At 69.9% G+C, this 25,381-nt stretch carries 29 protein-coding genes; 16 read left to right on the forward strand and 13 right to left on the reverse strand.

Features of this window, described 5'->3' with window-relative positions; genetic code table 11:
• Nucleotides 1–112 precede the first annotated feature (112 nt).
• From ACIQD6_RS01330 to ACIQD6_RS01340, 3 genes are all read left to right on the forward strand, one after another.
• Entirely contained in the window at nt 113–1,252 is a 1,140-nt protein-coding gene (locus ACIQD6_RS01330) for a glycine betaine/L-proline ABC transporter ATP-binding protein (RefSeq protein ID WP_401878026.1), read from the forward strand.
• Nucleotides 1,252–3,228, forward strand: a complete 1,977-nt coding sequence (locus ACIQD6_RS01335; RefSeq protein ID WP_401876875.1) for an ABC transporter permease — start codon at nt 1,252–1,254, stop codon at nt 3,226–3,228. The genes ACIQD6_RS01330 and ACIQD6_RS01335 overlap by 1 nt, the downstream gene beginning before the upstream one ends.
• Nucleotides 3,229–3,370: 142 nt before the next feature.
• Entirely contained in the window at nt 3,371–4,261 is an 891-nt protein-coding gene (locus ACIQD6_RS01340; protein ID WP_401878027.1) for an ABC transporter substrate-binding protein, read from the forward strand.
• A gap of 153 nt (nt 4,262–4,414) precedes the next feature.
• On the opposite strand, the gene ACIQD6_RS01345 is transcribed toward ACIQD6_RS01340, so the two are convergent.
• The 3 genes from ACIQD6_RS01345 to ACIQD6_RS01355 are packed head-to-tail and all read right to left on the reverse strand — an operon-like array spanning nt 4,415 to nt 6,204.
• Complete coding sequence (locus ACIQD6_RS01345; RefSeq protein WP_401876876.1) at nt 4,415–5,125, reverse strand: hypothetical protein; 711 nt, start codon at nt 5,123–5,125, stop codon at nt 4,415–4,417.
• The gene (locus ACIQD6_RS01350; RefSeq protein WP_401876877.1) at nt 5,122–5,319 is read right to left on the reverse strand and encodes a DUF397 domain-containing protein; all 198 of its coding nucleotides are present in this window, start codon (nt 5,317–5,319) and stop codon (nt 5,122–5,124) included. The genes ACIQD6_RS01345 and ACIQD6_RS01350 overlap by 4 nt, the downstream gene beginning before the upstream one ends.
• A 3-nt stretch (nt 5,320–5,322) precedes the next feature.
• Nucleotides 5,323–6,204 (reverse strand): helix-turn-helix domain-containing protein, encoded by an 882-nt coding sequence (locus ACIQD6_RS01355; protein WP_401876879.1) that lies wholly within the window; start codon nt 6,202–6,204, stop codon nt 5,323–5,325.
• Between the two features lie 264 nt (nt 6,205–6,468).
• Between ACIQD6_RS01355 and ACIQD6_RS01360 the strand changes: the two genes are divergently transcribed.
• A complete protein-coding gene (locus ACIQD6_RS01360; protein ID WP_401876880.1) occupies nt 6,469–6,936 on the forward strand; it encodes an ATP-binding protein in 468 nt (155 codons plus the stop codon).
• A gap of 40 nt (nt 6,937–6,976) precedes the next feature.
• Here ACIQD6_RS01360 and ACIQD6_RS01365 read toward each other — a convergent pair whose 3' ends face one another.
• Nucleotides 6,977–7,486: a carboxymuconolactone decarboxylase family protein gene (locus ACIQD6_RS01365; protein WP_401876882.1), complete on the reverse strand. Its 510-nt coding sequence runs from the start codon at nt 7,484–7,486 to the stop codon at nt 6,977–6,979.
• Between the two features lie 47 nt (nt 7,487–7,533).
• On the opposite strand from ACIQD6_RS01365, the gene ACIQD6_RS01370 reads away from it, so the two are divergent.
• The 4 genes from ACIQD6_RS01370 to ACIQD6_RS01385 all read left to right on the forward strand — a co-directional run bounded on the left by ACIQD6_RS01370 (nt 7,534) and on the right by ACIQD6_RS01385 (nt 11,293).
• Entirely contained in the window at nt 7,534–9,012 is a 1,479-nt protein-coding gene (locus ACIQD6_RS01370) for a PLP-dependent aminotransferase family protein (protein ID WP_401876884.1), read from the forward strand.
• Nucleotides 9,013–9,164: 152 nt separating this feature from the next.
• The gene (locus ACIQD6_RS01375; protein ID WP_401876886.1) at nt 9,165–9,551 is read left to right on the forward strand and encodes a VOC family protein; all 387 of its coding nucleotides are present in this window, start codon (nt 9,165–9,167) and stop codon (nt 9,549–9,551) included.
• A gap of 226 nt (nt 9,552–9,777) precedes the next feature.
• The gene (locus ACIQD6_RS01380) at nt 9,778–10,062 is read left to right on the forward strand and encodes a hypothetical protein (protein WP_401876887.1); all 285 of its coding nucleotides are present in this window, start codon (nt 9,778–9,780) and stop codon (nt 10,060–10,062) included.
• Nucleotides 10,063–10,105: 43 nt separating this feature from the next.
• The gene (locus ACIQD6_RS01385) at nt 10,106–11,293 is read left to right on the forward strand and encodes a glutathionylspermidine synthase family protein (protein ID WP_401876888.1); all 1,188 of its coding nucleotides are present in this window, start codon (nt 10,106–10,108) and stop codon (nt 11,291–11,293) included.
• A 25-nt stretch (nt 11,294–11,318) separates the two neighbouring features.
• Here ACIQD6_RS01385 and rocD read toward each other — a convergent pair whose 3' ends face one another.
• Nucleotides 11,319–12,524 carry an ornithine--oxo-acid transaminase gene (gene rocD / locus ACIQD6_RS01390; protein WP_401876890.1) on the reverse strand — a complete coding sequence of 402 codons (1,206 nt, stop codon included), beginning with the start codon at nt 12,522–12,524 and terminating at the stop codon, nt 11,319–11,321.
• Between the two features lie 331 nt (nt 12,525–12,855).
• On the opposite strand from rocD, the gene trpS reads away from it, so the two are divergent.
• Nucleotides 12,856–13,869, forward strand: a complete 1,014-nt coding sequence (gene trpS, locus ACIQD6_RS01395) for a tryptophan--tRNA ligase (RefSeq protein ID WP_401876892.1) — start codon at nt 12,856–12,858, stop codon at nt 13,867–13,869.
• A 173-nt stretch (nt 13,870–14,042) separates the two neighbouring features.
• Nucleotides 14,043–14,633 (forward strand): 2'-5' RNA ligase family protein, encoded by a 591-nt coding sequence (locus tag ACIQD6_RS01400; protein ID WP_401876893.1) that lies wholly within the window; start codon nt 14,043–14,045, stop codon nt 14,631–14,633.
• A gap of 4 nt (nt 14,634–14,637) precedes the next feature.
• On the opposite strand, the gene ACIQD6_RS01405 is transcribed toward ACIQD6_RS01400, so the two are convergent.
• Nucleotides 14,638–15,393: a decaprenylphospho-beta-D-erythro-pentofuranosid-2-ulose 2-reductase gene (locus ACIQD6_RS01405; RefSeq protein ID WP_401876894.1), complete on the reverse strand. Its 756-nt coding sequence runs from the start codon at nt 15,391–15,393 to the stop codon at nt 14,638–14,640.
• A gap of 212 nt (nt 15,394–15,605) precedes the next feature.
• On the opposite strand from ACIQD6_RS01405, the gene ACIQD6_RS01410 reads away from it, so the two are divergent.
• A complete protein-coding gene (locus ACIQD6_RS01410; RefSeq protein ID WP_401876896.1) occupies nt 15,606–16,562 on the forward strand; it encodes a YihY/virulence factor BrkB family protein in 957 nt (318 codons plus the stop codon).
• On the opposite strand, the gene ACIQD6_RS01415 is transcribed toward ACIQD6_RS01410, so the two are convergent.
• Nucleotides 16,522–17,829, reverse strand: a complete 1,308-nt coding sequence (locus ACIQD6_RS01415) for a D-alanyl-D-alanine carboxypeptidase family protein (protein ID WP_401876897.1) — start codon at nt 17,827–17,829, stop codon at nt 16,522–16,524. The genes ACIQD6_RS01410 and ACIQD6_RS01415 overlap by 41 nt on opposite strands.
• Nucleotides 17,830–17,941: 112 nt before the next feature.
• Here ACIQD6_RS01415 and ACIQD6_RS01420 point away from each other — a divergent pair, with 112 nt between their 5' ends.
• Nucleotides 17,942–18,199, forward strand: a complete 258-nt coding sequence (locus ACIQD6_RS01420; RefSeq protein WP_401876899.1) for an SCO4848 family membrane protein — start codon at nt 17,942–17,944, stop codon at nt 18,197–18,199.
• Between the two features lie 17 nt (nt 18,200–18,216).
• Nucleotides 18,217–19,515 carry a metallophosphoesterase gene (locus tag ACIQD6_RS01425; protein ID WP_401878030.1) on the forward strand — a complete coding sequence of 433 codons (1,299 nt, stop codon included), beginning with the start codon at nt 18,217–18,219 and terminating at the stop codon, nt 19,513–19,515.
• 1 nt (nt 19,516) lies between these two features.
• Here the strand turns inward: ACIQD6_RS01425 and ACIQD6_RS01430 are convergent, their stop codons facing one another.
• The 5 genes from ACIQD6_RS01430 to ACIQD6_RS01450 all read right to left on the reverse strand — a co-directional run bounded on the left by ACIQD6_RS01430 (nt 19,517) and on the right by ACIQD6_RS01450 (nt 22,646).
• A complete protein-coding gene (locus tag ACIQD6_RS01430) occupies nt 19,517–20,176 on the reverse strand; it encodes a TetR family transcriptional regulator (protein WP_401878033.1) in 660 nt (219 codons plus the stop codon).
• Between the two features lie 137 nt (nt 20,177–20,313).
• Entirely contained in the window at nt 20,314–20,796 is a 483-nt protein-coding gene (locus tag ACIQD6_RS01435; RefSeq protein WP_401876900.1) for a thiol-disulfide oxidoreductase DCC family protein, read from the reverse strand.
• Nucleotides 20,797–20,838: 42 nt separating this feature from the next.
• Entirely contained in the window at nt 20,839–21,279 is a 441-nt protein-coding gene (locus tag ACIQD6_RS01440) for a hypothetical protein (RefSeq protein ID WP_401876902.1), read from the reverse strand.
• Between the two features lie 366 nt (nt 21,280–21,645).
• The gene (locus tag ACIQD6_RS01445; RefSeq protein ID WP_401876903.1) at nt 21,646–21,864 is read right to left on the reverse strand and encodes a DUF397 domain-containing protein; all 219 of its coding nucleotides are present in this window, start codon (nt 21,862–21,864) and stop codon (nt 21,646–21,648) included.
• A complete protein-coding gene (locus ACIQD6_RS01450; RefSeq protein ID WP_401876905.1) occupies nt 21,861–22,646 on the reverse strand; it encodes a helix-turn-helix transcriptional regulator in 786 nt (261 codons plus the stop codon). The genes ACIQD6_RS01445 and ACIQD6_RS01450 overlap by 4 nt, the downstream gene beginning before the upstream one ends.
• 156 nt (nt 22,647–22,802) lie before the next feature.
• On the opposite strand from ACIQD6_RS01450, the gene ACIQD6_RS01455 reads away from it, so the two are divergent.
• From ACIQD6_RS01455 to ACIQD6_RS01465, 3 genes are all read left to right on the forward strand, one after another.
• Complete coding sequence (locus ACIQD6_RS01455; protein WP_401876906.1) at nt 22,803–22,976, forward strand: hypothetical protein; 174 nt, start codon at nt 22,803–22,805, stop codon at nt 22,974–22,976.
• Nucleotides 22,973–23,182, forward strand: a complete 210-nt coding sequence (locus ACIQD6_RS01460; protein WP_401876908.1) for a hypothetical protein — start codon at nt 22,973–22,975, stop codon at nt 23,180–23,182. The genes ACIQD6_RS01455 and ACIQD6_RS01460 overlap by 4 nt, the downstream gene beginning before the upstream one ends.
• A 242-nt stretch (nt 23,183–23,424) precedes the next feature.
• Entirely contained in the window at nt 23,425–24,585 is a 1,161-nt protein-coding gene (locus tag ACIQD6_RS01465; protein ID WP_401876910.1) for a hypothetical protein, read from the forward strand.
• A gap of 68 nt (nt 24,586–24,653) precedes the next feature.
• Here the strand turns inward: ACIQD6_RS01465 and ACIQD6_RS01470 are convergent, their stop codons facing one another.
• Nucleotides 24,654–25,238 carry a hypothetical protein gene (locus ACIQD6_RS01470; protein WP_401876911.1) on the reverse strand — a complete coding sequence of 195 codons (585 nt, stop codon included), beginning with the start codon at nt 25,236–25,238 and terminating at the stop codon, nt 24,654–24,656.
• Nucleotides 25,239–25,381 lie beyond the last annotated feature (143 nt).

Consider the following 25,381-nt stretch of genomic DNA (forward strand, 5'->3'; position numbering starts at 1 on the left):
GGATGACGTGGCTGGAACGCAACGGACACCAGGTGCAGCGGACACGGCGGGGACGGTGGGAGCAGCGGTGGCGGCCGGTACAGCGGGGCCCGGAGGAAAGGACGTCCGGGACCTGACACCGCCCGGTACCGAAACCGAGGTGTCCGAACGGCCGCCGGTGTTCTCCGTGCGGAACGTGTGGAAGGTCTTCGGCCCCAAGGCGGACCGTGTCCCCGGCGACCCCGAACTCGGCGCGCTCTCCCCGGCCGAGCTGCGTGAGCGCACCGGCTGCACCGCCGCCGTACGGGACGTCTCCTTCGACGTCCGCAAGGGCGAGGTCTTCGTGGTCATGGGCCTGTCGGGCTCCGGCAAGTCCACCCTCGTCCGCTGCCTGACCCGGCTCATCGAGCCGACGGCCGGTGAGATCGCCATCGACGGCGAGGACGTCGTCTCGATGGACAAGTCCCGGCTGCGTGAACTGCGGCGCCACCGCGCCGCCATGGTCTTCCAGCACTTCGGCCTGCTGCCGCACCGCACGGTCCTCGACAATGTCGCGTACGGCCTGGAGATCCAGGGCATGGGCCGCGCCGAGCGCCGCGAGAGGGCCGCCGAGGTCGTCGGCAAGGTCGGCCTCGACGGCCTGGAGAACCGCCGTCCCGGCCAGCTCTCCGGCGGCCAGCAGCAGCGGGTCGGGCTGGCCCGCGCGCTGGCCGTCGACCCCCAGGTGCTGCTGTTCGACGAGCCGTTCAGCGCGCTCGACCCGCTGATCCGCCGTGACATGCAGGAGGAGGTCATCCGGCTGCACCGCGAGGAGCACCGCACGATGGTCTTCATCACCCACGACCTGAACGAGGCGCTGCGGCTCGGCGACCGGATCGCGCTGATGCGCGACGGCCGCATCGTGCAGCTGGGCACGCCGGAGGAGATCGTCGGCAGCCCGGCCGACGAGTACGTACGGGACTTCGTCCGTGACGTACCGCGCGAGCAGGTCATCTCCGTACGCGCCGCCATGCGCCGGGTGGAGCCCGGTGACGCCGACAGCGGCCCGGCGCTCGCGCCGAGCGCGAAGGTCGCCGAGGCCATCGAGGCGGTCGCGCGCTCCGGCGAGCCGGCGGCGCGCGTGGTCGACAAGGGCAGGCTGCTCGGGGTCGTCGACCGCGAATGCCTGCTGGACGTGGTCGCGGGCACGACGAGCGACGGTCCGCCCGTTCCGGTCGGCGTCGGTGACGGGCCATCCGTCGCGAAGGCGGAGGCCGGCGAGGCGGTTCTCTGATGGCCACCGCCACGACCACCACAGGCACCGGACCCGACACGCGTGACGGCCTGTCCGCCCTGCTGCGCAACCGCGCGCTCGGCAAGCTGCTGCTCTTCGCCGTGTTCGCCGCCGTCCTCGTACCGCTGGCCCTCACCCGCTGGTCCGGCACCGCCTGGCCCGGCGCGCTGACCGTCGACCTGTCGGAGCCGCTCGGCCACGCCAGCGACTGGATCATCGACAACCGCGACAGTCACCCGCTCTTCACCTACTTCTTCGGCTACATCAGCAACGCCGTCGTACTGTCCGTACGCGGGGTGTACCTCCTCCTGCTCGGCGCCGGCTGGGCCGGGGTCACCGCGGCGGCCGGCCTGATCGCCTGGCGGGTCGCTGGCGTACGGCTCGCCCTCACCGCCACCGTCTCGTTCGCCGTCTGCGGCCTGCTCGGCATGTGGGTACCGACCATGCAGACGCTCGCGCTGATGGTGGTGGCGGTCACCGTGTCCGTCGCGCTGGGAGCCGTTCTCGGCCTCGCCGCCGGACTCTCGGACCGGCTCTACCGGGCGCTGCGGCCCCTCCTCGACACCATGCAGGTACTGCCCGCCTTCGCCTACCTGCTGCCCGTGGTGCTGATCTTCGGCATCGGCGTCCCGGCGGCGGTCCTGGCGACCGTCGTGTACGCGGCTCCGCCGATGGCCCGGCTCACCGCGCTCGGCCTGCGGAACGCCGACGGCGGGGTGATGGAGGCCGTCGCGTCGCTCGGCGCGACCGCCCGGCAGCGGCTGCTGAGCGCGCGGCTGCCGCTCGCCCGCAAGCAACTGCTCCTCGGCCTCAACCAGACGATCATGATGGCGCTCTCGATGGCCGTGATCGCGTCCGTGATCGGCGCCGGCGGCCTCGGTGACCGCGTGTACCAGGCGCTGGCCTCGGTCGACGTGGGCGCGGCGCTCGCCGCGGGCCTGCCGATCGTGCTGCTCGCCGTGGTCCTGGACCGGGTGACGGCCGCCGCCGGATCCGGCCTGGACGCTCCCGGCACGAACCGGTTCCGTACGGGATGGCTCGGCTGGGCCATCGCCCTCGCCGCGGCCGTCGTCGTCGCGGTCGCCGGACGCCTCGCGGGCCGGCTCGACTGGCCCGAGAGCTGGACCGTCAACATCGCCGAGCCCGTCAACACCGCCGTCGACTGGATGACCGCCCACCTCTACTCGGGCGTCCCCGTCATCGGCGGCACCGCCGACTGGGCCGGGCACTTCACCACCTGGATACTCGACCCGATGCGCAGCGGGCTCCAGGCCCTGCCCTGGTGGTCGGTCCTGCTGATCGTCGCCGGCCTCGCCCTGCTGATCGGCACCTGGCAGACCGCGCTGACCGCCGTCCTCGCCATGTCCGCGATCGGTGTCCTCGGCGTGTGGAAGCCGTCCCTGGACACGCTGTCCCAGGTGCTGGCCGCCGTCGCGGTCACCCTGGTCATCGGCTTCGCGACCGGCATCGCCGCCGCCCGCAACGCCCGGATCGAGGCGCTGCTGCGGCCCGTACTGGACGTCTTCCAGACCCTGCCGCAGTTCGTCTACCTGATCCCGGTCGTCGCGCTCTTCGGCGTCGGCCGCGCCCCGGCGGTCGCCGCCGCCGTCGTGTACGCGCTGCCGGCCGTCGTACGCATCACCACCCAGGGACTGCGCGACGTCGACCCGTCCGCGATGGAGTCCGCGCGCTCCCTCGGCGCGACCAGCGGCCAGCAGCTGCGCCAGGTCCAACTGCCGCTCGCGGGCCCGGCGTTGCGCCTCGCGCTCAACCAGGGAGTCGTCCTGGTCCTCGCCGTCGTCATCATCGGCGGTCTGGTCGGCGGCGGAGCGCTCGGGTACGAGGTCGTCTTCGGCCTGGCCCAGGGCGACCTGGCGGCGGGCCTCGTCGCGGGTGCCGCCATCGTCTGCCTCGGCCTGATGCTCGACCGGGTCACCCAGCCCACGGAACGCCGTGGGAACAGGAAGGGGGCCTGACATGGCCCGCACGCACACGCGCGCTCGCTCCCGTACGTACACGGCCCGCACGCGCACAGGCGCTCGCTCCCGTACGTACACGGCCGCGGCCCTCGCCTCGGCCTGCGCCCTGCTCGCGGTCACCGGCTGCGGCGCGGCCGACATGACCAAGCAGGCGTCTCCGTACGCCAACGCCCAGGGCTCGAAGACCGTGACGCTCTCCATCCAGTCCTGGGTGGGCGCCCAGGCCAATACCGCTGTGGTGAAGTACCTGCTGGAACACGAACTGGGCTACCGCGTCGACACCGTCCAGGTCGACGAGGTCCCCGCCTGGGACGCCCTCAGCCAGGGCCGTGTCGACGCCATCCTGGAGGACTGGGGCCACCCGGAGCAGGAGCAGCGGTACGTCACCGACAAGAAGACGATCAAGCCGGGCGGCGACCTCGGGGTCACCGGCCACATCGGCTGGTTCGTCCCGACGTACTTCGCCAAGCAGCACCCGGACGTCACCGACTGGCGGAACCTCAACAAGTACGCGGACCAGCTCCGCACCCCGGAGAGCGGCGGCAAGGGCCAGCTGATGGACGGCTCCCCGTCGTACGTCACGAACGACAAGGCGCTGGTCAGCAACCTGAACCTGGACTACCAGGTCATCTTCGCGGGCTCCGAGGCGGCGCAGATCACCCAGATGAAGCAGTTCGCCAAGGAGAAGAAGCCCTTCCTCACCTACTGGTACAAGCCGCAGTGGCTGTTCGAGAAGATCCCGATGACGGAGGTCAAGCTCCCGCCGTACAAGGAGGGCTGCGACGCCGACCCCGAGAAGATCAAGTGCGGCTATCCGCACACCCCGCTCAAGAAGTTCCTCAACGCGGACTTCGAGAAGAGGGGCGGGGACGCTGCCACGCTCATGAAGAACTTCCAGTGGAACACCAAGGCGCAGAACGACGTGTCTCTGATGATCGCGGAGCAGAAGCTCTCGCCGGAGGAGGCGGCGGCGAAGTGGGTCAAGAAGAACAAGCAGGTGTGGGAGAAGTGGCTGCCGAAGAAGAAGTGACGCGGCTGCGGCTGCGGCTGCGGGAGAAGTAGCGGGCCGATGGGCAGGCGCTCGGCTCCCCGTTCCTCGGGGGTGAATCCCGGCCGATCAGGCCGAACGGGGATGCCGAGCCTCCCATTCGCCGGCGGCTTGACGACGCCGGAGCGTTTTGTTTCAGGCCCGGACCGCGCCGGTGTCCAGGCCCGAGCGGCGCAGTGCCTCGGCCATCGCGGGCGAGGCACCGCCCCGGCGGCCGTCGCCCTGTGGTGCGGCGGCCCCTTCGGGTTCTTCGGCCCCTTCCGACCCGGCGAGTTCGGTGAGGAAGGCGTCCAGGACCTGCCGCGTCAGGGTGCCCTGTTCCGCGTGGGTCATCAGGGCATCCGCGGTGGCATGGTCGATCGCCCAGTCCAGGTAACCGACCAGCTCGTCCACCGCTTTCTCCCGGTCGGCGAACCGGCCCATGCCGCAGTCGAGGCCGTCGTCGTCCAGGTCGTCTGGGTAGGGCGCGCGGGCCCAGGAGCCGCTCTCGTACCAGTAGACGCAGCCCAGTTCGTAGCCTTCGAGCAGGTCGCGCAGGTTCTCGTACGGCAGCCAGTCCGGGCCGCCCGCGAGCATGTCGACGGGCGGCTCATGCCACTTGACGGCGCTCGACTCGTCCTCCCCGTACAGAACGGCCCGCCCGCCGTCGTACCGGACCAGGGTCCACCACGTGCACCCGGAGTCATCGAGACGCAGCGCCACCCTGCTGTCGAGCCAACAGCCCGTCGGATAGCGCCCTCTGGACTCGTCGTCCTCGGCGGTGACGATCGCGATCGTCGACCAGCGCGCCCACAGCACGTCCGGAGCCGGCAGATCCTCCGGGAGGCCCGGCCTGTGGATGGTCATATCTCTTCCGCTTCGATCGTCGCGACGGTGGCCACGCAGAAGGCGGTCCAGGCGGCGGGGGTGAGCCGGACGATCGGCCTGTCGGGGGATTTGGAGTCCCGTACGGCGACGGTGCCGGGGACGTTGGTCGCGACCTCGACGCATTCGCCGCCGGCTGCGCTGTAGGAGGACTTGACGAACGTGAAGGTGGGCACTGTCTAGGGCTCCTCGATGATCCGCCGTATGAGGGACCGTGATTCGGTCTGCGCGAGTGCCTGCCGCGCGGCGTGGTCGAAGATCTTCACGTGGTGCGTGGCGTCCTGCTCGCTCTCCAACCACACGATAGATGAGCGCACATCAAGGTTGACCACGTCCATGGCGCCGGAATCGGCAAAGGACATGACGCTGAAAGCACCGGCCATACCGGCGTGCGCGCCCGTCGCGTAGGGCAACACCTGAAGCCGGATGTTCGGCTGCTTCGTCAGTATCAGCAGGTGTTCGAGCTGGCTCCGCATGACGTCCTGGCCGCCGACTTGCTGACGCAAAGCGCCTTCACTGACGAGGGCCCAAACCTGGAGGGGCCGATCACCGGCGAGCCGTTCCTGGCGGGTGATACGGGTTTTCACATAGCGCTCGATCTCGTCCGGGTCCTCCCAGAGACCCGCCCCTACGTGCAGAGCCCGCGCGTAGTCCGGTGTCTGGAACAGACCTGGGATGACAGTGACTTGGAGCGTACGAATCCGTGAGGCCGCGTCTTCGAGGGTTACGTATTCGATCTGTGCGCCCAGTTCGGGGTACTGGTCCCACCAGCCGTGGGCTCGGCGGCGTTCCCTGTCGGTTTTGGCGAGGCCCAGCAGGTTCTGTACGAGTGCGGGGTCATCGGCGCCGTACAGCTCGCAGAGTGCCTTGATGTCCGGGTCCCGGACCGGAACCCAACCGCGCTCGATCTTGACGACCTTCGTGGCGGTAGCGCTCAGAGCTTCGGCTGCTTCCGCTTGCTTCTTGCCCGCGCCGTCGCGGAGTCGTTGCAGCTCCCCACCAAGCTTGCGACCGAGGACAGTTGATGTTCCTCCCAGCGCGGATGCCCGTCTCGGCGACATGCGACCCCACCTCCCTGTGCCGCTCAGTGTGCAGGAGCGGACTCGGAGCGACCAAACGAGGTCGTTACAGGAAGATATTCTTGAGAGTGACTTGTGTCACGACCATCTTCGCGGCTACCTTCGGTGACGAATCGCTCGCACAGCGGCACCAGTTGGTGGAAGTGCACCGCCCCGCCCTGCCTCCGGGCAGTCGTGGACGCGGCATCGCCACCGCCATCGCGCCTCTGTACGGGCCGCCCCGACCGCACATGGAGGTGCGTGTCCATGACCTCGCCCCAAGAAATTCCCCGGCCCGACGAGCAGCGGCTGAAGCCTCGTTCCGAGGTCGTCGTCCGGGAGGACCGGCTCGACTACACCCCCAACACCGGCAGCGTGACGCTCGCCCGCCGCCGCGCCGGACGGCTCGTCGCCGAGTGGGGGCATCCTGAACTGGCCTGGACGGCAGCTCTGTTGGTCAGTGAGCTCGCCACCAACGCACTGCTGCACGGCTGTCTGCGCGGGCGGCTCTTCGAGGTGCGGCTCGCCCTGGGCGCGGACATCCTCCGTATCGAGGTGAGCGACCCGCTCGATGAACGGCCGCCGGTCCCGCGCGTCGCCGCCGATGACGAGTGCTTCGGTCGCGGGCTGCTCATCGTGGAGCAGCTCGCGGACCGCTGGGGCACCGAGCCCCGCAGCGTCGGCAAGACGGTATTCGCCGAGTTACGCACGCTGCCGGCGAGGCCCGGTGAATAGCGTTGTCCTGCCGTACCGATTCCTCCGGAATACGGAGGTATCAGTGCGCGTACTGGCCCGGCGTGTAGTGGCCCGGCGCCATCCGGCTGGACACCCCGAGCCGGTTCCACGCGTTGATCACCGTGATCGCGGAGATGAGATGGGCCAGCTCAGTCTCGTCGAAGTGCCGCGCGGCCCTCGCGTACACCTCGTCCGGCACGAAACCGTCCGTCAGTACGGTGATCGCCTCGCTCAGCTCGATCGCCGCGATCTCCTTCGGCGTGTAGAAGTGCCGCGACTCCTCCCAGGCGCTGAGCTGGACGATGCGCTCCACCGACTCACCGGCCGCCAGCGCGTCCTTCGTGTGCATGTCGAGGCAGAACGCGCAGTGGTTGAGCTGGGAGGCGCGGATCTTGACCAGTTCGAGAACGGTCGGGTCGACGCCCTGCCGGGCCGCCGCGTCCAGCCGGACCATGGCCTTGTAGACCTCGGGGGCGAGCTTGGCGAGTTCGAGGCGCGGGGTGTGCTCGGGGGCGTATTGCTTCGTTTCGGTCTTCGTTTCTGTCGTCATGCTGATGACGTTAGGCGCTCAGTGGCGCAGCTGTATGGTCCACTTTCATGACGGATTCCTGGGCCAATCAGCATCTCTCCGGTGAGCCGATCTCCGGCGCTGATCTCCATCTGGAGCTGCACGGCCTCGCCCCGGGCCCCGGGCCGCGCACCGGACTGCGCGCCGGGCTCATGGACGCCCTGCGCGAAGCCGTCCGGACGGGCCGTCTCACGCCCGGCACCCGGCTGCCGTCCTCCCGCTCGCTCGCCGCCGACCTGGGCATCGCCCGTAACACGGTGGCCGACGCGTACGCCGAACTGGTCGCCGAAGGGTGGCTCACCGCCCAGCGGGGCTCGGGTACGCGGGTGGCCGCGCGGGCCGAGCCGCGCAGGCCCGCGCCCGCGCCGCCCAGGACCCGGACGACCCGCCGCAGGCCCACGTACAGCCTGCTGCCAGGCTCCCCCGACCTCGCCGGTTTTCCCCGCGCGCAGTGGCTCGCCGCCGCCCGCCGGGCGCTCATGACCGCGCCGTACGAGGCCCTCGAACTCGGCGAGGCCAGGGGCCGCGTCGAACTGCGCACCGCCCTCGCCGACTATCTGGCGCGGGCGCGCGGGGTGTACGCGGACCCCGGGCGGATCGTGATCTGCTCCGGCGCCGTCCACGGCCTGATGCTGCTGGGGACGGTGCTGCGGGCACGGGGAGTGCGAGCGGTGGCCGTCGAGTCGTACGGGCTCGACCTGCACCGGAACCTGCTGGTGAAGGCGGGCCTGCGGACACCGGCGCTCCCGGTGGACGAGCGCGGCGCCAGGACCGAGGAACTGGCGGACGACCCGGAGGTGGGCGCGGTGCTGATGACGCCGGCGCACCAGTTCCCGACGGGCATGGCGCTCCACCCCGACCGGCGAGCGGCTGCCGTCGACTGGGCGCGCGCCAGGGACGGGCTGATCCTGGAGGACGACTACGACGGGGAGTTCCGGTTCGACCGCCAGCCGGTCGGCGCGCTTCAGGGACTCGACCCGGAACGGGTGGTGTACCTCGGCACCGCGAGCAAGTCCCTGGCGCCGGGGCTGCGGCTCGCGTGGATGGTGCTGCCGGACGAACTGGTCGGCGAGGTGGCGGCGGCGAAGGGCCCGGTGGACTGGGTGTCGAGCTCGCTGGACCAGCTCACGCTCGCGGAGTTCATCGCCTCGGGCGCGTACGACCGTCATGTCCGCTCCATGCGCCTGCGCTACCGGCGCCGCCGCGACCAGCTCGTCTCGGCGCTGGCGGAGCGGGCCCCGGACATCCGGGTGACGGGCATCGCGGCCGGCCTGCACGCGGTCGTCGAACTGCCACCGGGCACCGAGCGCTCGGTCGTCGAAGCGGCGGCCTGGCAGGGACTGGCGGTGGAAGGGATGACCCGCTTCCGCCACCCGTCGGCAGGCGCGGTCGCACCAGGCGGTACGGCCGCACCCGGCGGCTCGGACGCGCTGGTCGTCGGCTACGCCACCCCGCCGGACAGCGCGTGGGCCGGTGCGCTGGACGCGCTGTGCCGGGTGCTGCCGTAAGCCTTCGCGGCCTTCGCAGGGGGCGTGACCGAGATCGGACGTGACAGCCCCTGCCGCCCGTTTTAGGATCATGAGTAAGGCATCGCGTGCCGGTCACCGTCCGGGTGAGGCATGGAGGTGCCCGTGAGACTGCCTTACGGAGGCATTTCACCGTGTCAGTCCAGTTGAATCACACGATCGTCCACTCCAAGGACAAGCGGGAATCCGCAGACTTCTTTGCGCGCATCTTCGACCTGGAGGCCGGAGACGAGTGGGGTCCGTTCATCCCCGTCGAGCTGAGCAACGGCGTCACTCTCGACTTCGCGACCATCCCGGCCGAGTCGATCGTCACGCAGCATTACGCCTTCCTGGTCACCGAGGAAGAGTTCGACGGGATCTTCCAGCGGATCCAGGACGCGAAGCTCACGTACTACGCGGATCCGCACGGCAAGCGTCCCGGCGAGATCAACCACAACGACGGCGGACGCGGGGTGTACTTCCCCGACCCGTCCGGTCATGGGTTGGAGGCGATCACCCGCCCGTACGGCGGCGTCGGCTAGGACCGACCGGTCTAAAGCTTCACCAGGTGTGAGCAGTGACGGCCCGGTGGCGGGAACCATCCCGCCCCGGGCCGTCGTGTGTACCTGGTACGCGAGAGTCACAAGTGGCTGTAGTTGAGGAGAGTCCGTGCCCCGCCTTTACGCCGGGGCCGGTCGGCCAACTACTGTGTGCGGGCATACGATAAACAGTTCGAATGGCTTTGAACGACACGGGGGAGGCAGCGGGATGACCGCACGGCAGCGGAGGCTGAGGTCGAGCACGGTCGTGCTCGGCAGCATGGGAGTACTGGCGATCACGATCACGTCCTGTGGTTCGGATCCCGACAAACGGTGCGCCGACCGGACGACGAAGCAGACCCTGCCCAGCTCCGACTGCAAGAGCGGCGGCAAGGGCTCGTACTACTACGGCGGTTCCAGCAGCAAGGGCACGGTCGACGGCGGCAGTTTCGACAAGTCGGCGGTCGACCGGGGCGGTTTCGGCTGCTCCGGCTCGGGCTCCGGCGGAGGCTGACGGACCGAATACGGACCGATACGAGCCGACCGGTTCACCGCTGATGAAACGTCACACCATCGAACCCCGCCCCGGCTGGCAGCAGACCGTCGAGGAACAGGGCGTCATCTACCCGCTCACCCGCTACCCGGACGACTCGCTGCGCCCGTACTGGGACGAGAGCGCCTACTACACCTTCACCCTGTCCGAGGTGGAGGCCCTCGAAGACGTCGTCGAGGAGCTGCACGCCCTGTGTCTGGGGGCCGCCGCGCACATCGTGGAGCACGACCGGTTCGCCGACCTCGGCATCACCGATCCCCGGCTGGCCGCCCTGATATCCGAGTCCTGGCGGCGCCGGGCCGAACTGCCCTCCGTCTACGGCCGATTCGACCTGCGCTACGACGGCGCGGGACCGGCCAAGATGCTGGAGTACAACGCCGACACCCCGACCTCACTGGTCGAGGCGGCGAGCGCGCAGTGGTTCTGGATGGAGGAACGGTTCCCCGGCGCCGACCAGTGGAACTCCCTGCACGAACGGCTCGTCGCCTCCTGGAAACGGCAGGCCCCGCTCCTCCCGCCCGGCCCCGTGCACTTCGCGCACTCCGACAGCGACGAGCTGGGCGAGGACCTGATGACGGTCGCGTATCTGCGGGAGACCGCCGAGCAGGCCGGTCTCGCCACGGAGGCCCTCTCCGTCGAACAGATCGGCTGGGACCGGCTGTCCGGCCGCTTCGTCGACGACCGGCTGCGCTTCGTCCGCAGCTGCTTCAAGCTCTATCCGTGGGAGTGGCTGGCGACCGACCGGTTCGGCCCGCACGTCCTGGACACCCTCGACAACGGCGGCGGTACGGGCACCACCTGCTGGATCGAACCCGCCTGGAAGATGCTCCTCTCCAACAAGGCGCTGCTCGCGATCCTCTGGGAACTCAACCCCGGCCACCCGAATCTGCTGGCCTCGTATCTCGACGGCCCCCGCGAACTCGCCGACTCGGCCGGTTATGTCGCCAAGCCCCTGCTCGGCCGCGAGGGCGCCGGCGTCACCGTCCACGAGCCGGGCGCGGCGCCGGTGGTACGGGACGACGACGAGGCCTGCTGCTACCAGGAGCTGGCCCCGCTGCCCGACTTCGACGGCAACCGTGTGGTGCTGGGCGCGTGGGTCGTGGACGACGAGTCGGCGGGGCTCGGTATCCGGGAGTCGTCCGGGCTGATCACGGACGAGTACGCCCGCTTCCTGCCCCACGTCATCCTCTGACGCGCCCCCCAATCGCCGGTCGGTGCTACTCCGCGAGCACCGACCGCAGCTGGTCGAGCCCCCAGTCCAGGTCCTCCTTGCTGATCACCAGCGGCGGCGCGAGCCGGATCGTGGACCCGTGCGTGTCCTTCACCAGGACCCCCCGGTCCATCAGCCGCTCCGAGATCTCCCGGCCCGTCCCGTGCGACGGTGCGATGTCCACTCCGGCCCACAGCCCCCGGCCCCGTACCGCCTCCACGGCCCCGCCGCCCACCAGCAGCCCCAGCTCCTGGTGGAGATGGTCACCCAGCTCCGTCGCGCGCTGCTGGAACTCGCCGGTCCGCAGCATCGCGATCACCTCCAGCGCCACCGCGCAGGCCAGCGGATTGCCGCCGAACGTCGAACCGTGCTCGCCGGGCCGGTACACGCCGAGCACCTCCGCCGAGGACACCACGGCCGACACCGGCACCACCCCGCCGCCCAGCGCCTTGCCGAGGACATACATGTCGGGCACCACGCCCTCGTGCTCGCAGGCGAAGGTCTTCCCCGTACGGCCGAGGCCCGACTGGATCTCGTCCGCGACGAACAGCACGTTCCGCTGCCGGGTCAGCTCCCGCACCCCGGCGAGATAACCGGCCGGCGGGACCAGCACCCCGGCCTCGCCCTGGATCGGCTCCAGCAGCACGGCCACGGTGTTCGCGGTCACCGCCCGGTCCAGCGCGCCGAGGTCCCCGTACGGAACGATCTCGAAGCCGGGCGTGTACGGGCCGAAGTCCGCCCGTGCCTCCGCGTCCGTGGAGAAGCTGATGATCGTGGTCGTACGGCCGTGGAAGTTGTTGTCCGCGACCACGATCTTCGCCGTGCCGTCCGGCACGCCCTTGACGCGGTAGCCCCACTTCCTGGCGGTCTTCACGGCGGTCTCCACCGCCTCGGCCCCGGTGTTCATCGGCAGGACCATCTCCATGCCGCACAGTTCGGCCAGCCGCGCGCAGAAGTCGGCGAACCGGTCGTGGTGGAACGCCCGGGACGTGAGCGTCACCCGGTCCAGCTGTGCCTTCGCGGTGTCGATGAGCCGCTGGTTGCGATGGCCGAAATTGAGTGCCGAGTATCCGGCGAGCATGTCGAGGTAGCGCCGCCCCTCGACATCGGTCATCCACGCCCCGTCCGCCGAGGCGACGACCACGGGCAGCGGGTGGTAGTTGTGCGCACTGTGGGCCTCCGCCGAGGCGATGGCGCTCTCCGTTGTCGACACGGGTTCTCCGATCGGTCAGGACAAGCTGCTGGGCAAGTCGCCGCCCCACTTCTATCGTCGCTCGCCGCACGGACCAGGAACCCTGGTCCCGGCGCGCCCCCGCGTGGCCCGGCGCCCGGCATGCCCCGCGTGGCCCCGCGCGACCCGGCACCGTAGGACCGTGCCCGGTGGAGAACCGCCCATCCGGACCCCCGAACAGCCTGTGTTCCGTGTCTCATTGGGGCTGATCGGGTGACATTGAGACCCGTTCATACCACTTACTGGAGATCAGTTACCGGCCTGTCGGAGATCCGTTCCAGAGCTGTCGGTCTCACCTGAGAGAATGGGAAGCATGGCCTCTGATCGACCCCGTGCGCTCTCCGGTATCCAGCCCACCGCCGGCTCGTTCCACCTCGGGAACTACCTCGGCGCGGTGCGCCAGTACGTGGCGCTGCAAGAAACCCACGACGCGTTCTACATGGTCGTGGACCTCCACGCGATCACCCTCCCGCAGGACCCCGCCGAGCTGCGCGCGAACACCCGCCTCGCCGCCGCCCAGCTCCTCGCCGCCGGTCTCGACCCGCAGCGCTGCACGCTCTTCGTCCAGAGCCATGTCCCCGAGCACGCCCAGCTCGCCTGGGTCATGAACTGCATCACCGGCTTCGGTGAGGCCTCCCGGATGACGCAGTTCAAGGACAAGTCGGCCAAGCAGGGCGCGGACCGTGCCACGGTCGGTCTCTTCACGTACCCGATCCTCCAGGTGGCGGACATCCTCCTCTACCAGGCCAACGCCGTCCCGGTCGGTGAGGACCAGCGGCAGCACGTCGAGCTGACCCGCGACCTCGCCGAGCGGTTCAACACCCGGTTCGGTCCGACGTTCACGGTCCCGGCGCCGCACATCGTCAAGGAGGTCGCGAAGATCTACGACCTCCAGGACCCGGCGATCAAGATGAGCAAGTCGGCGTCCACGCCCAAGGGCCTGATCAACCTGCTGGACGAGCCGAAGACCACGGCGAAGAAGATCAAGAGCGCGGTCACCGACACCGGCTCCGAGATCCGCTTCGACGCCGAGGCCAAGCCGGGTGTCAGCAATCTGCTCACGATCTACTCGACGCTCACGGGCCTCGCGGTCGCGGAGCTGGAGCAGAAGTACGAGGGCAAGGGGTACGGCGCGCTCAAGACGGACCTGGCCGACGTCATGGTCGACTTCGTCACCCCGTTCAGGGCCCGCACCCAGGAATATCTGGACGACCCGGAGACGCTGGACTCGATCCTGGCCGAGGGAGCGGAGAAGGCCCGCGCGGTCGCCGCCGAGACTCTCGCGCAGACCTACGACAGGGTCGGTTTCCTGCCCGCCAAGCACTGACGAGCGACTGATCCGGTCGCTGCCGACGGCGGCCCGGCCCCGGCGGAAACCGCCGACCGCGCCACCGGCGGCAGCACCGATATCAAGCCCGGCACCACGCTTCACCTGGCGGCGGAACGGCCGCTCGCGAATACTCGAAGATCTGAATCACCCGAACAACTGAGGAGCATGATGTGGGGACCGTAACGCTCGGCGTTTCGATCGCGGTCCCGGAGCCGTACGGCAGCCTGATCCAGGAGCGGCGTGCGAGCTTCGGCGATCCGGCCGCGCATGGCATTCCCACGCATGTCACGCTCCTGCCGCCCACGGAGGCCGACGCGTCGGCGCTGCCCGCCATCGAGGCGCATCTCGCCGAGGTCGCCTCGGCCGGCCGCCCCTTCCCGATGCGGCTCTCCGGTACCGGTACGTTCCGCCCGCTCTCCCCGGTCGTCTACATCCAGGTGGTCGAGGGCGCGTCGGCCTGCACCTGGCTGCAGAAGCGGGTCAGGGACTCGTCCGGGCCGCTCGTGCGCGAGCTCCAGTTCCCGTACCACCCGCATGTGACCGTGGCGCACGGCATCTCCGAAGAGGCGATGGACCGGGCGTACGAAGAGCTCTCGGAGTACGGGGCGCAGTGGAGCTGCACGTCCTTCGCACTGTACGAGCAGGGCGCGGACGGGGTGTGGCGCAAGCTGCAGGAGTACGCGTTCGGCGGCGGAGGGGAGGTCCCGGGGGTGCCTTCGCAGAGCACCCCCGCCGACCGGCCCGCCTCGCTGAGCCCGTGAGTGCTTAGGCCGGCAGCCTGCGGAACACCGGACGTGGCAGATGCCGCAGCGCCGACATCACCACCCGCAGCGCTCCCGGCACCCACACGGTCTCGGAGCGCCGTCGCAGCCCCAGTTCGATGGCCGCCGCCACGGCCTCGGGCGTGGTGGCCAGCGGTGTCCCGTCCCGGTGGGCCGTCGCGCGCGACCGTACGAAACCGGGCCGTACGACCATGACCTGCACGCCCGTGCCCTGCATGGCGTCCCCCAGGCCCTGCGCGAACGCGTCGAGGCCCGCCTTGCTCGACCCGTAGATGAAGTTCGCCCGACGGGCCCGCTCGCCGGCCACCGACGACAGCACCACCAGCGAGCCGTGCCCCTGCGTCTGCAACGCGCCCGCGCACAGCAGTCCGGCCGAGACCGCGCCGGTGTAGTTCGTCTGCGCGACGTGGACCGCCGCGAGCGGCTCGGCCTCGTCGTGCGCCTGGTCGCCGAGGACGCCGAAGGCGAGCAGCACCATGTCGATGTCGCCCTCCGCGAAGACCTTGCTCAGCGTCTCCTCGTGCGAGCCGGGGTCCAGGGCGTCGAAGGCGACGGTACGGACGTCCGCGCCCAGGGCCGCCAGCCGGTCCGCGGCGGTGTCCAGGGCGGGGGAGGGGCGGCCCGCCAGCCAGACCGTACGGGTACGGCGGGTGATCAGCCGGCGGGCGGTGGCCAGGCCGATCTCCGACGTACCGCCGAGGATGAGCAGGGACGTGGGGGAGCCGAAGGCGTCCTTCATGGTGGGTCGCTCCTAAGAGGGCTGGAGGGCTGGAGGGCTGTAGGGCGGCTGCGGGGTGACCGTATCGCCCCATACGTCATTACTTGCCACCTTTGCGGCGGTGCTCGTATGAATGGGTGGTCACGGTGGAATGGGTGGCGGTGCCGGAACGGGCGGCGACGCTTCCGGGGGACCCGGACGCTTGTTTTCCGGTCAGGGGGTAGTCCTCCTTCATGGACTGGCTGAGAAAACTCCCTGTCGTCGGCCCGTTCGTGGCCCGGCTGATGCGGACGCACGCCTGGCGCTCGTACGAGACGCTCGAACGCGTCCACTGGGCCCGCCTGGCCGCCGCCGTCACCTTCATCAGCTTTCTGTCGCTCTTCCCGCTGATCACCGTGGGCGCGGCGATCGGCGCGGCGCTGCTCAGCCAGGGCCAGCTCGACCAGCTGAAGAACGGCATCGAGAAGCAGGTCCCCGGCATCTCCGGGCAGCTCGACCTCGACGGTCTGGTGGCCAACGCCGGGACAGTCGGGGTGGTGGCCGGTGCGCTGCTCCTGTTCACCGGCATCGGCTGGATCGGCTCGATGCGGGAGTGCCTGCGGGCCGTCTGGGAGCTGGACGACCCGCAGGACGGCAACCCGATCCTGCTCAAGGTCAAGGACGCCGTGGTCCTCGGTGGGCTCGGTGCGGTCGGACTCGCCTCGCTGGGCGCCTCCGGCTTCGGCTCCACGGCCGTCGGCTGGACCGCCGACCAGCTGGGAATCCCCGAGAACGGGGCGGGCGGTGTGCTGCTCCAGGCCGCCGCCCTCATGGTCGCCGTCGTCGCCGACTTCCTGCTGCTGCTGTACGTCCTGACGCTGCTGCCCCGCGTCCAGCCGCCGCGCCACCGGCTCCTCGTGGCCGCGCTCATCGGCGCTGTCGGCTTCGAGCTGCTGAAGCTGCTGCTCGGCGGCTACATGAAGGGCGTGGCAGGGAAGAGCATGTACGGCGCGTTCGGGGTGCCGGTGGCGCTCCTGCTGTGGATCAACTTCACGGCGAGGCTGCTGCTGTTCTGCGCCGCGTGGACGGCGACGCCCGGCAAGAACGAGACGGCGGCGGAGGAGCCCACCGCCACCGACGGCGGCAGCGGCGACGGTGGCAGCGGAGGTGCTAGCCGCGCAGACGCCGGCGGAGCGGCCAGCGCCGGTTGACCAGGTAGCTCCCGCCCGCCAGCACGGCCAGCGCTCCGCCCGTGATGGCGAGGGCGACTCCGGCGCCGCCCGTCCCGCCGTTCGCGGACCTGAGCGCCTCGTCGCCGGTCCCCGACGAGTCGGCTCCGACATTGGTGGGGTTCGCGGACGCGTTCGTGTCCGCCGACTTCGGCGGCACCAGCAGGCCGACCGGCTTCACCTTCCCGGCGGCCCCGAATCCCCAGTCCAGCAGCCGGGCCGACTCCTCGTAGACCGCGTGGGCCTCCGTGGACGACGGGTTCATGACGGTGACCAGCAGCACCCGCCCGTCGCGCTCGGCGACCCCGGTGAAGGTCGTACCGGCGTGCGTGGTGGAGCCGTTCTTGACGCCCGCCATGCCCTTGTACGCGGCGACCCCGTCCGCCCCCGTCAGCAGCCGGTTGGTGTTCTGGATCCCGAAGCTCTCGCGCTTCGGCTGCCCGTTCGCGTCCTTCTCCTGCTTCTTGCCCTTCTCCGGCTTCTTCACCAGGCCCGGGAACTGGGCCGACGGTGTCGCGCAGTACTCCCGGAAGTCCTTCTTCTGGAGACCGGAGCGGGCGAAGAGGGTCAGGTCGTACGCGCTGGAGACCTGCCCCTCCTCGTCGTAACCGTCGGGCGAGACCACATGCGTGTCCAGCGCCTGGAGCTCCTCCGCGTGGGCCTGCATGTCCCGGACGGTCTTGGGGATGCCGCCGTTCATGGCGGAGAGCACGTGCACCGCGTCATTGCCGGAGCGCAGAAAGACACCGAGCCACAGATCGTGCACGGAGTACGTGAGGTCCTCCTTCACACCGACCAGGCTGCTGCCCGAGCCCATGCCCTCCAGGTCGGCGGGCGCCACCTTGTGCCGCTTCTCCTTGGGCAGCTTGGGCAGCACGGTGTCCGCGAAGAGCATCTTGAGGGTGGAGGCCGGCGGCAGCCGCCAGTGGGAGTTGTGCGAGGCCAGTACCTCGCCCGATTCGGCGTCCGCGACGATCCAGGACCGGCCGCTCAGCTTCGTGGGCAGGACGGGCGCCCCGGAACCGAGGTTCACCTGGGTGCCCGCCTTGCCGAGCGTGGCACCGCCGACCGTGGACATCGAGGCGGGCGGCTGGGGCTGTTTGGCGTCGGGCCCGTCGGCCTTGCCGTCCGCCCACGACGGCGCGGCGGTCAGGAGGGGCAGCAACGCGGCAGCGGCGACCGTCACAGCGGTCTTTTTCAGAGCGGGCACGACCGAGAAGTTACATGTCGGCAGCACCGATTCAGACATCGCCCGAGCCAACGGCGGCTCCCGGTGCCGGGCCGGACCAGGCCCTTCCGGACCCCTCCCCTCACGAGGACCCCGCTGCTGCTGCCCGGAGGACGGCGGCGATACTGAACCCATGAAGCTCAGCCGCCCCGTGTCCTGGTTCCTGCTCGCGTTCGGGGTCTGGAGCTGGTTCATCTGGATCACTTTCGTAAAGAACCTGTGGCAGGACGGGAGCGGACTCGCCTTCGACGACGCCGGTGATCCCACGGGCTATTTCTGGGTGCACCTGCTGCTCGCCATCGCGTCCCTTCTTCTGGGGACGGCGGTTGGCGTGGTCGGGTTCCGTGGCGTCCGCGCACTTCGGCGCGGACAGCGCGAGCGACTGGGATAAGGGGCCTGTTCGTGGTCATCGTGACCGTACTGATGATGATTGCGGTCGTCGCGCTGGTTGTCGCGGCGCACTGGTACGTGTGGGGGCGCCTGGTGCGCGACACGACCGAGCCGGGCGGCCCCGGCCGCAGGCTGGGTACGGTCGCGGCCGTCGTCATGCCGTTACTGGCCGTGGGAGCGGTGAGCTCCGGCCGTGCGGGGGCGCCCTTCGGGTTGCAGCAGGTGCTGGCCTGGCCGGGGTACCTGTGGCTGGCCATGCTGATGTATCTGCTGCTGGCACTGGCGGTGGGTGAGGTCGTACGGCCGCTGCTGCGGCGGCAGCTGGAGCGGCGCGAGGCGTCAGCCGGCGCCGCGATACCCGCCGACGAGCGGGAGGAGCCGACACCGGCGGCCTCTGCGGCAGCTCCGGCGGCAGCCCCGACCCTCGCTCCGGCGGGCTCCACCGCTCCGACGGCCACTACCGCTCCGGCGGGCTCCACGGCGGCCGCCGCCCCATCCCGTCGGCTCTTCGTCTCGCGCGTCGTGGGCGGCGCCGCCGCGACGGCCGCGCTCGCCACCGTCGGTTACGGCACGTACGGCGTTCTGCGCGGCCCCCGGATCAAGCGCGTCACGGTCCCGCTCGCCAAGCTGGCGCGCGGCGCCCACGGCTTCCGTATCGCCGTCGTCAGCGACATCCACCTCGGCCCGATCCTGGGCCGCGCGCACTCCCAGCGCATCGTCGACACCATCAACTCGACCCAGCCGGACCTGATCGCCGTCGTCGGCGACATGGTCGACGGCAGTGTCGAGAACCTGGGCCCGGCGGCGGAACCCTTGGCCGGTCTTGAGGCACGGCACGGCACGTTCTTCGTCACCGGCAACCATGAGTACTTCTCGGGCGCCGACGCCTGGGTCGACCACGTCCGCGAACTGGGCATGCGTCCCCTGGAGAACGAACGCGTCGAGATCTCCGGCTTCGACCTCGCCGGGGTCAACGACATCGCGGGCGAGAGCGAGGGCGAGGGGCCCGACTTCGCCAAGGCGCTGGGCGACCGCGACCGGGCGCGAGCGTCCGTACTCCTCGCCCACCAGCCCATCGTGATCGACGACGCCGTACACCACGGCGTCGACCTCCAGCTCTCCGGCCACACCCACGGCGGCCAGCTCTGGCCCGGCAACTTCGTGGCGGGCCTGGCCAATCCCACGGTGGCCGGCCTGGAACGCTACGGCGACACCCAGCTCTACGTCTCCCGGGGCGCCGGCGCCTGGGGCCCACCGGTCCGCGTCGGAGCGCCCTCCGACATCACCATCGTCGAACTGGCCTCGCGCCAGGCCTGATTCAGGTCTTCCTGCGGGCGGTCGCCGTTTCCGCGATGCCCGGCAGGAACTCCGCGAACAGCTCGTGCACCTCGCGTACGAGCGGCCGCAGCACCCGGAAGCGGGAGAGCGCGACGCCCCGGCCGACCAGCCGGGCGCCGCGCTCGGCGAGGCGGCGGGTGCGCTCGCTGTCCTCCGAGCGGTCGAAGACCCAGTACAGGACGAGTCCCATCTGGGACAGCCACAACAGCTCCGGCAGCATCTCGGCCAGCTCGTCCACGACCTTCGTCCGGGAACCGGCCAGGACCTCCCGGTGGAGGGCGACGGCCGCCTCCCGGGCGTGTTCCGACTCGGGGGAGAAGGGGCTCAGCGGACTCTCGGGGTCGGCGGCGTTCTTGAAGAACTGGGCGGCGAACTCGTGGTACGGCGCCGCGATGTCCAGCCAGACCGTCAGCACGCCGGCCACACGCGCCTCCAGTTCGGTCTCCCTGTCGAGCACGGCGCGGGCCGCCACGCGGTGTTCCGAGCCGATCCGGTCGTAGAAACCCTGCACCAAGTGCTCTTTCGACGAGAAGTAGTAATACGCGTTACCGACGGAGACCCCCGCCTCCGTGGCGATGGCCCGCATCGTCGTCTTGTCGTAACCACGCTCCTGGAAGAGCCGCAACGCGGTTTCGAGGATGAGGGTGCGGGTCTGCTCGCTCTTCGGGGCCTTGGCGACCTCCGAGGCCTTGGTGACCTCGGAGGCTTTGGCGACCTTGGCGGCGGGGGAGGCCTTGGGGGCCTTCGCGGTGTTCTCGTCCTTCACGATGACCGAGCCTAGTGCGACGGCGGGGGCGCCTCGCACGCCCCGTCACAGGGGGCGGCGGTCAACTCCCGGTACTTCGAGGCGGCGAGCACGGTGACCCGGGCGAAGGGGGCGCCGGCCGGGGTGGCCAGCCAGAAGGCCTTCGGCCGGTGTTCGGACAGCGCCCACAGGCAGACGATCCAGGCGGCCGTCCCCCGGTAGATCTGGCCGCTGTCGCCGATCACCGTGATCTCCTTGAGCGTGGAGCCGTGATCGAGGTCCGGGTACCGCCGCCGCGCCTCCTGCGAGGCGGCGGGCACCGGGTCGATCGTGACGAGCTGGGTCTGGCGCAGCAGCCAGTCCCGCAGATGGGTACAGAGCGGGCACCCCGCGTCGTACAGCAGGGTCAGCCGTCGTACGGGCACCTGGTGCGGAGGCCGTTGCCGGCGTCGTGAGGGCCGCGTCGGCTGTCCGTGGTGGAACGTGGGCATCTGCTCCACGGGCAGTTGATCCACGGTCGGTCCTTCTGACCGGTGCGCGGGGGTCGTCATCGCCGCTCACGCCCCGGAGGCCGGAGTCGCCCACGGTCCGGGCCCCTTGTCCGCGGGCCCCGTCCACCCCTGCGGGGGTACCGGCGGAGTCTGGCCGCGTTCCATGATCCCGCGCCGCCGGATCTTGTTGAGTACGTACACGTTGCCGAGGTGCATCACCCCGAGCACGAGCAGCACGACCCCCACCTTCACCGAGAGCGCCTCAAGGAGCCGGCGGGTGTCCGGGACGCCGTCGGAGTTCTTCAGGTAGAGCGCCACGAACCCGAGGTTGACGAGGTAGAAACCGACCACCAGCAGGTGGTTGACGGCATCCGCGAGCTTCTCGTTCCCCTGGAGTACGTCGGCGAGAAAGACGCGTCCGTTCTTGCTCAGCGTCCGGGCCACCCACACGGTCAGCGCCACGCTGATGACCAGGTAGACGGCGTACGTGACAACAGTGAGGTCCATCCCCCACCCTCCCTTTGAACGTGTTCAAAAGCTGGTGTCATGGACTGTAGACCTGTTTTTGAACATGTTCAAGCGATGGGTGGCCCGGGGCGGGACGGCCGAGTGGCCGGGCGGGGGTGCGCGGTTGCAGGGCGCACGGGGGCGTGGGGCGCGGGGGTGTGGAGCGCGGGCGGAGAAGGAGTGCGCGGGCGGAGAAGGGGCGCACGGGTGGCGGCGCGGAGTGAAAGGCGCGGACGCTTTCTCGGTGCGGAATGACCTCGGCCGTATAAACGGCTGCCCGGGTGTGGAGCGCGGCCGTAATGACTTCGGCGCTCTCGGGGTGTTCCGGGGGCCGGCCTCAATTCGCCTGATCCGCCACGGGCTTCCTCAGGAAGTCTTGAACTTGCCCTGCCGCACTGCCTGGACGAACGAGGTGAAGGCGCCCGGCAGGATCATGAGGCGTGGGCCGTCGGGGCTCTTGGAGTCCCGGATGGGAATGACTCCGGCCTGGCCGGAGGCGATCTCTATACAGTTTCCGCCGTTGTCGGTGCTGTAACTGCTCTTGTGCCACAGGGTGGTGACGGGCATGCTTTTCGGGGGGGTCATGGCCTCAGGTCCTTCAACACGTCAGCGACCAAGTCCATTGACCGCCTGGGCGACAGAGATACGGCGCTCAGCAAATCATATGCCCGCAATGCGTCTTTCACGCTCTGAGGCTCGGCGAGAATCTGCCCTTGCAGAAATCCGTCGACGTATACGACATCGGGTCCTTCGTCGAGAGTGAGCGCGGCAAACGGACCGCCCACCCCCGCATGACCACCCACGTCGTACGGGACCACTTGAATCACCGTCGTCGACAATTCGGCAGCGGTGATGAGGTGTTCGAGTTGTGCTCTCATGACGTCGACGCTGCCCATGCGACGGCGCAGGACGTTTTCGTCCAGCACCACCCACAACTCCGGTGGACTTTCCCGTTTGAGAATGTGCTGACGCTCCATGCGCGCGGCGACGATTTCCTCGACCCGGTCGGGGTCCAGACGGCGGCCGGCGAGAATCGCCCGCGTGTAGTCCTCGGTCTGGAGCAGTCCCGGAACGACCTGCGCCTCGAACGACCGGATGGCCGCCGCGGCCGCCTCCAGGTCGACGAACGGCCGGAACCACTTCGGGTAGGCGTACCTGATGACCAGTGGCCACAGGCGCGTGAAGTGGTCGACCGTCCCGAAGGTCTCGTCGGCCAGCGCCGACAGCTCCCTCGTCGGCAGCCGTTTCGCCGCCTCGATCTTGTTGAGGAGCGACGGGGCCATCAACGCGGCCTTGGCGAGGGCCCGTTGTGACATTCCCGCCGCCTCGCGCCGACGCCGCAAATCGGTCGCGTAGAACGACAACACGGAGTCCGACGGGTCCAGGTCATCCGCGTATGCCACGGGGGCACCCCTCTCGTTGAATCTTCCAGAAGTCAACGCTGCCCGCCTGTTGAGCGCGCTCGTGAGCGTTGAAGCTGGAACACAGAAAGCGAGCAGGTGATGACGGAAGGTACATCCCCCATGGGTGAGCAAGCCACCGGAACGAGGGCGGACACCCCGAAAGAGTTGGCCGCGCTGGTCGAGGTGCGGGGCTTCTGGCGCATGGTGCCCGAGTGGGTGCCGCGGCGCTTCGACGAACCGACGCGGGAGCTGGTGGAACGGGTCGCGCACGGGCTCAGGAGCACGGGCGCATGACGACGGGCGGCAGTGCGGCGCGGAAGCTTCTGGCGCTGCTGATCGCGCGGTCCGGCGCGGACGGCGCCCTGCTGGTCAAGAAGGCCGATCCAGGGGCCGAGAGCCCGGACCTGGCCCCCGGCTCGGAGGGCTCCGAGTGGACGTGGCCCGCGTGCCGGTGCGGGAGCCTCACCTGCCCCGACTACGAGCCGCCGGCCGTGACGTAACGTTCCGCCCTGCCGCGCCCCTGACCGCGCCTCCGGAGCGCCGTGCCGCACGCCCGCCTCCGCCGTGCCGCGCCGTACGCCGGAGCGCCGCGCGAGCCATACCACACCCTGCGGTGCCGCATCATATCCGCTGATGCGTGCGAAGGGTGAATTTTTGATATATCGCCGCAAGTCTGCTTGCGTGACTCCCTCAACGTGGTACGCCGCGCGTCGGACGAGGCAGGAAGATGCCCTTCATCTCAATGAGTCCCGCCAGGGCCACTCTCACGGCCCCGTCCCCCGGGCACCTGCGAAATGCCATTCCCGCGCTCGGCCTCTTCATCGCCATTCGCGTGACATGTGTCTCCGTATTGCTGGTCTGGTCCGCCTTCGCCGACCGCAGTGCCCATACGCTTCTCGCCGGACGCTGGGACTCCCTCTGGTACGTACGCGTCGCCGAATTCGGATACGGATTCTCGCTCCACGCGCCCGACGGCCGAGACCTTTCCAGCATGGCCTTCTTTCCGCTTCTTCCCTGGCTGGAAGAGGGCATATCGTTCCTTACGCCGCTCAGCCCGGCCGATTCCGGTCTGGTGGTCAGCGCGCTCGCTTCCGTCCTCGCCGCCTGGGGCATGTTCGCCGTCGCCGCCCAGTTCTACGGCCGGCGGACCGGGATCATTCTGGTCGGATTGTGGGCCGCGCTGCCGGTCGGCATCGTCCAGTCCATGGCGTACAGCGAATCGCTGTTCGTCGCGCTGGCGGCGTGGGCGCTGTACGCGGTCCTGAACGGCCGCTGGGTGCTTGCCGGTTCGCTCGCGTGCCTGGCCGGACTCACCCGCCCCGTGGGGCTCGCCGTGAGTCTCGCGCTGGTGGTCACGGCCGTTCTCGGAGCCACCCGCCTGAGGCGGCTGCTGCCCGACATCCACGACCGCCCGATGCGGATGGTGCTGGGCTGCGTGATCGCGCCGCTGGGCGCCGCGGCCTACATACTCTGGGTGGGCCGGCAGAACGGCGATCCGCTCGGCTATCTCGATGTGCAGGCCGCCTGGGGCAACGGATTCGACGGCGGCATCGCGTTCTCCCGCTTCGTCTCCACCGGCGTCACGGGATCCCCCGCCCTCTGGGGAATCATCTGGCCCGCGATCATCGCTCTCGCCGTGTGGCCGCACTGGATCGGCCTGAAGCAGCGTCAACCGCCGCCCCTGCTGGTGTACTCCGCCGCGGTGACCGTGCTCGCGATCGGGGCGGCCGGATACTTCGGATCGAAGCCGCGCCTCCTGCTGCCGGCCTTTCCCCTTCTGCTGCCCCTCGCCATCGTGCTCGCGCGCTGCCGGAGGACCGTCGTCGTCACGGTTCTGGCCGTCGCGACGGCCGTGGCCGCGCTCTACGGGGCGTTCTGGCTGCACGGCTCAGGCCCGCCCTGACGAGCGGTCCGTGAGGGGCCCGTTGGCGGGCCCTGGGACAGGACCCGCCCTTGCGCCCACGTTCTGCGTCACATACTGCTGATCGAACGGGCGTAGCTGATCTGCCCCATGACCGTCTGGAACGCGCCCGGATGCGTGGCCGGCACCATCGTCGAGTGGTGCCTGCCTCCGCTGGTCACCGTCACCTGGATGAAGCCGGTCGTCGTCTTCTCCTTCATCAGGAGGAAGAGCAGACCGAGCAGGCAGAAGAGGAAGAAGACGATCGCCAGGATGATGGCGTGCGTCGGGATCTTCTCCTCCGTACGGGACATGTCCGTCGCGTTCCACACCGCGCCCCTGAGCGGCAGCGTGCCCGACGGGGTGATGATCGAGTCGTTCATGACGGTGATGTCACCGATCGACACCAGCGGCGTCCCACCACCCATCGGCACCGGGGCACCCGGCTGCGGATAGCCGTACCCGGGGGCCTGGCCCGGATAGCCGTAGCCCGGTGCCGCGCCCGGCGGGCCGTCGGCGAGGGTCGGGTTGGGGAAGTCGTACTGCGGAACGCCAGGCGTCCCCGGTACCCCTGACGGCGTCTCCGGCGGAGATCCGGGCGGCTGCGCCGGCCCCCACTTGTACTCTCCGTCCGCGTACGGATTCGGCTCGCTCATCTCTCTCCCCGCTTCCACCGGCCCCTGTTCCGAGCCCTGGTCGACTGAGTCGATCCTGACACACGTGGGGCCCGCTTCTGTACGGCGTTACGTCTCAATGCCGTACAGAAGCGGGCCCCATATGAAGGCCCCGGAGGGCCGGA

It is taken from the genome of Streptomyces sp. NPDC088400 (assembly GCF_044753355.1).
GTDB lineage: Bacteria > Actinomycetota > Actinomycetes > Streptomycetales > Streptomycetaceae > Streptomyces.

Coding starts and splice junctions, on each gene's coding strand:
- ACIQD6_RS01335 (WP_401876875.1), top strand. CDS start 1,252: ATGGCCACCGCCACGACCACCACAGGCACCGGACCCGACACGCGTGAC.
- ACIQD6_RS01340 (WP_401878027.1), top strand. CDS start 3,371: ATGACCAAGCAGGCGTCTCCGTACGCCAACGCCCAGGGCTCGAAGACC.
- ACIQD6_RS01345 (WP_401876876.1), bottom strand. CDS start 5,125: ATGACCATCCACAGGCCGGGCCTCCCGGAGGATCTGCCGGCTCCGGAC.
- ACIQD6_RS01355 (WP_401876879.1), bottom strand. CDS start 6,204: ATGTCGCCGAGACGGGCATCCGCGCTGGGAGGAACATCAACTGTCCTC.
- ACIQD6_RS01360 (WP_401876880.1), top strand. CDS start 6,469: ATGACCTCGCCCCAAGAAATTCCCCGGCCCGACGAGCAGCGGCTGAAG.
- ACIQD6_RS01365 (WP_401876882.1), bottom strand. CDS start 7,486: ATGACGACAGAAACGAAGACCGAAACGAAGCAATACGCCCCCGAGCAC.
- ACIQD6_RS01370 (WP_401876884.1), top strand. CDS start 7,534: ATGACGGATTCCTGGGCCAATCAGCATCTCTCCGGTGAGCCGATCTCC.
- ACIQD6_RS01380 (WP_401876887.1), top strand. CDS start 9,778: ATGACCGCACGGCAGCGGAGGCTGAGGTCGAGCACGGTCGTGCTCGGC.
- ACIQD6_RS01385 (WP_401876888.1), top strand. CDS start 10,106: ATGAAACGTCACACCATCGAACCCCGCCCCGGCTGGCAGCAGACCGTC.
- trpS (WP_401876892.1), top strand. CDS start 12,856: ATGGCCTCTGATCGACCCCGTGCGCTCTCCGGTATCCAGCCCACCGCC.
- ACIQD6_RS01405 (WP_401876894.1), bottom strand. CDS start 15,393: ATGAAGGACGCCTTCGGCTCCCCCACGTCCCTGCTCATCCTCGGCGGT.
- ACIQD6_RS01410 (WP_401876896.1), top strand. CDS start 15,606: ATGGACTGGCTGAGAAAACTCCCTGTCGTCGGCCCGTTCGTGGCCCGG.
- ACIQD6_RS01415 (WP_401876897.1), bottom strand. CDS start 17,829: ATGTCTGAATCGGTGCTGCCGACATGTAACTTCTCGGTCGTGCCCGCT.
- ACIQD6_RS01420 (WP_401876899.1), top strand. CDS start 17,942: ATGAAGCTCAGCCGCCCCGTGTCCTGGTTCCTGCTCGCGTTCGGGGTC.
- ACIQD6_RS01440 (WP_401876902.1), bottom strand. CDS start 21,279: ATGGACCTCACTGTTGTCACGTACGCCGTCTACCTGGTCATCAGCGTG.
- ACIQD6_RS01445 (WP_401876903.1), bottom strand. CDS start 21,864: ATGACCCCCCCGAAAAGCATGCCCGTCACCACCCTGTGGCACAAGAGC.
- ACIQD6_RS01455 (WP_401876906.1), top strand. CDS start 22,803: ATGGGTGAGCAAGCCACCGGAACGAGGGCGGACACCCCGAAAGAGTTG.
- ACIQD6_RS01460 (WP_401876908.1), top strand. CDS start 22,973: ATGACGACGGGCGGCAGTGCGGCGCGGAAGCTTCTGGCGCTGCTGATC.
- ACIQD6_RS01465 (WP_401876910.1), top strand. CDS start 23,425: ATGAGTCCCGCCAGGGCCACTCTCACGGCCCCGTCCCCCGGGCACCTG.
- ACIQD6_RS01470 (WP_401876911.1), bottom strand. CDS start 25,238: ATGAGCGAGCCGAATCCGTACGCGGACGGAGAGTACAAGTGGGGGCCG.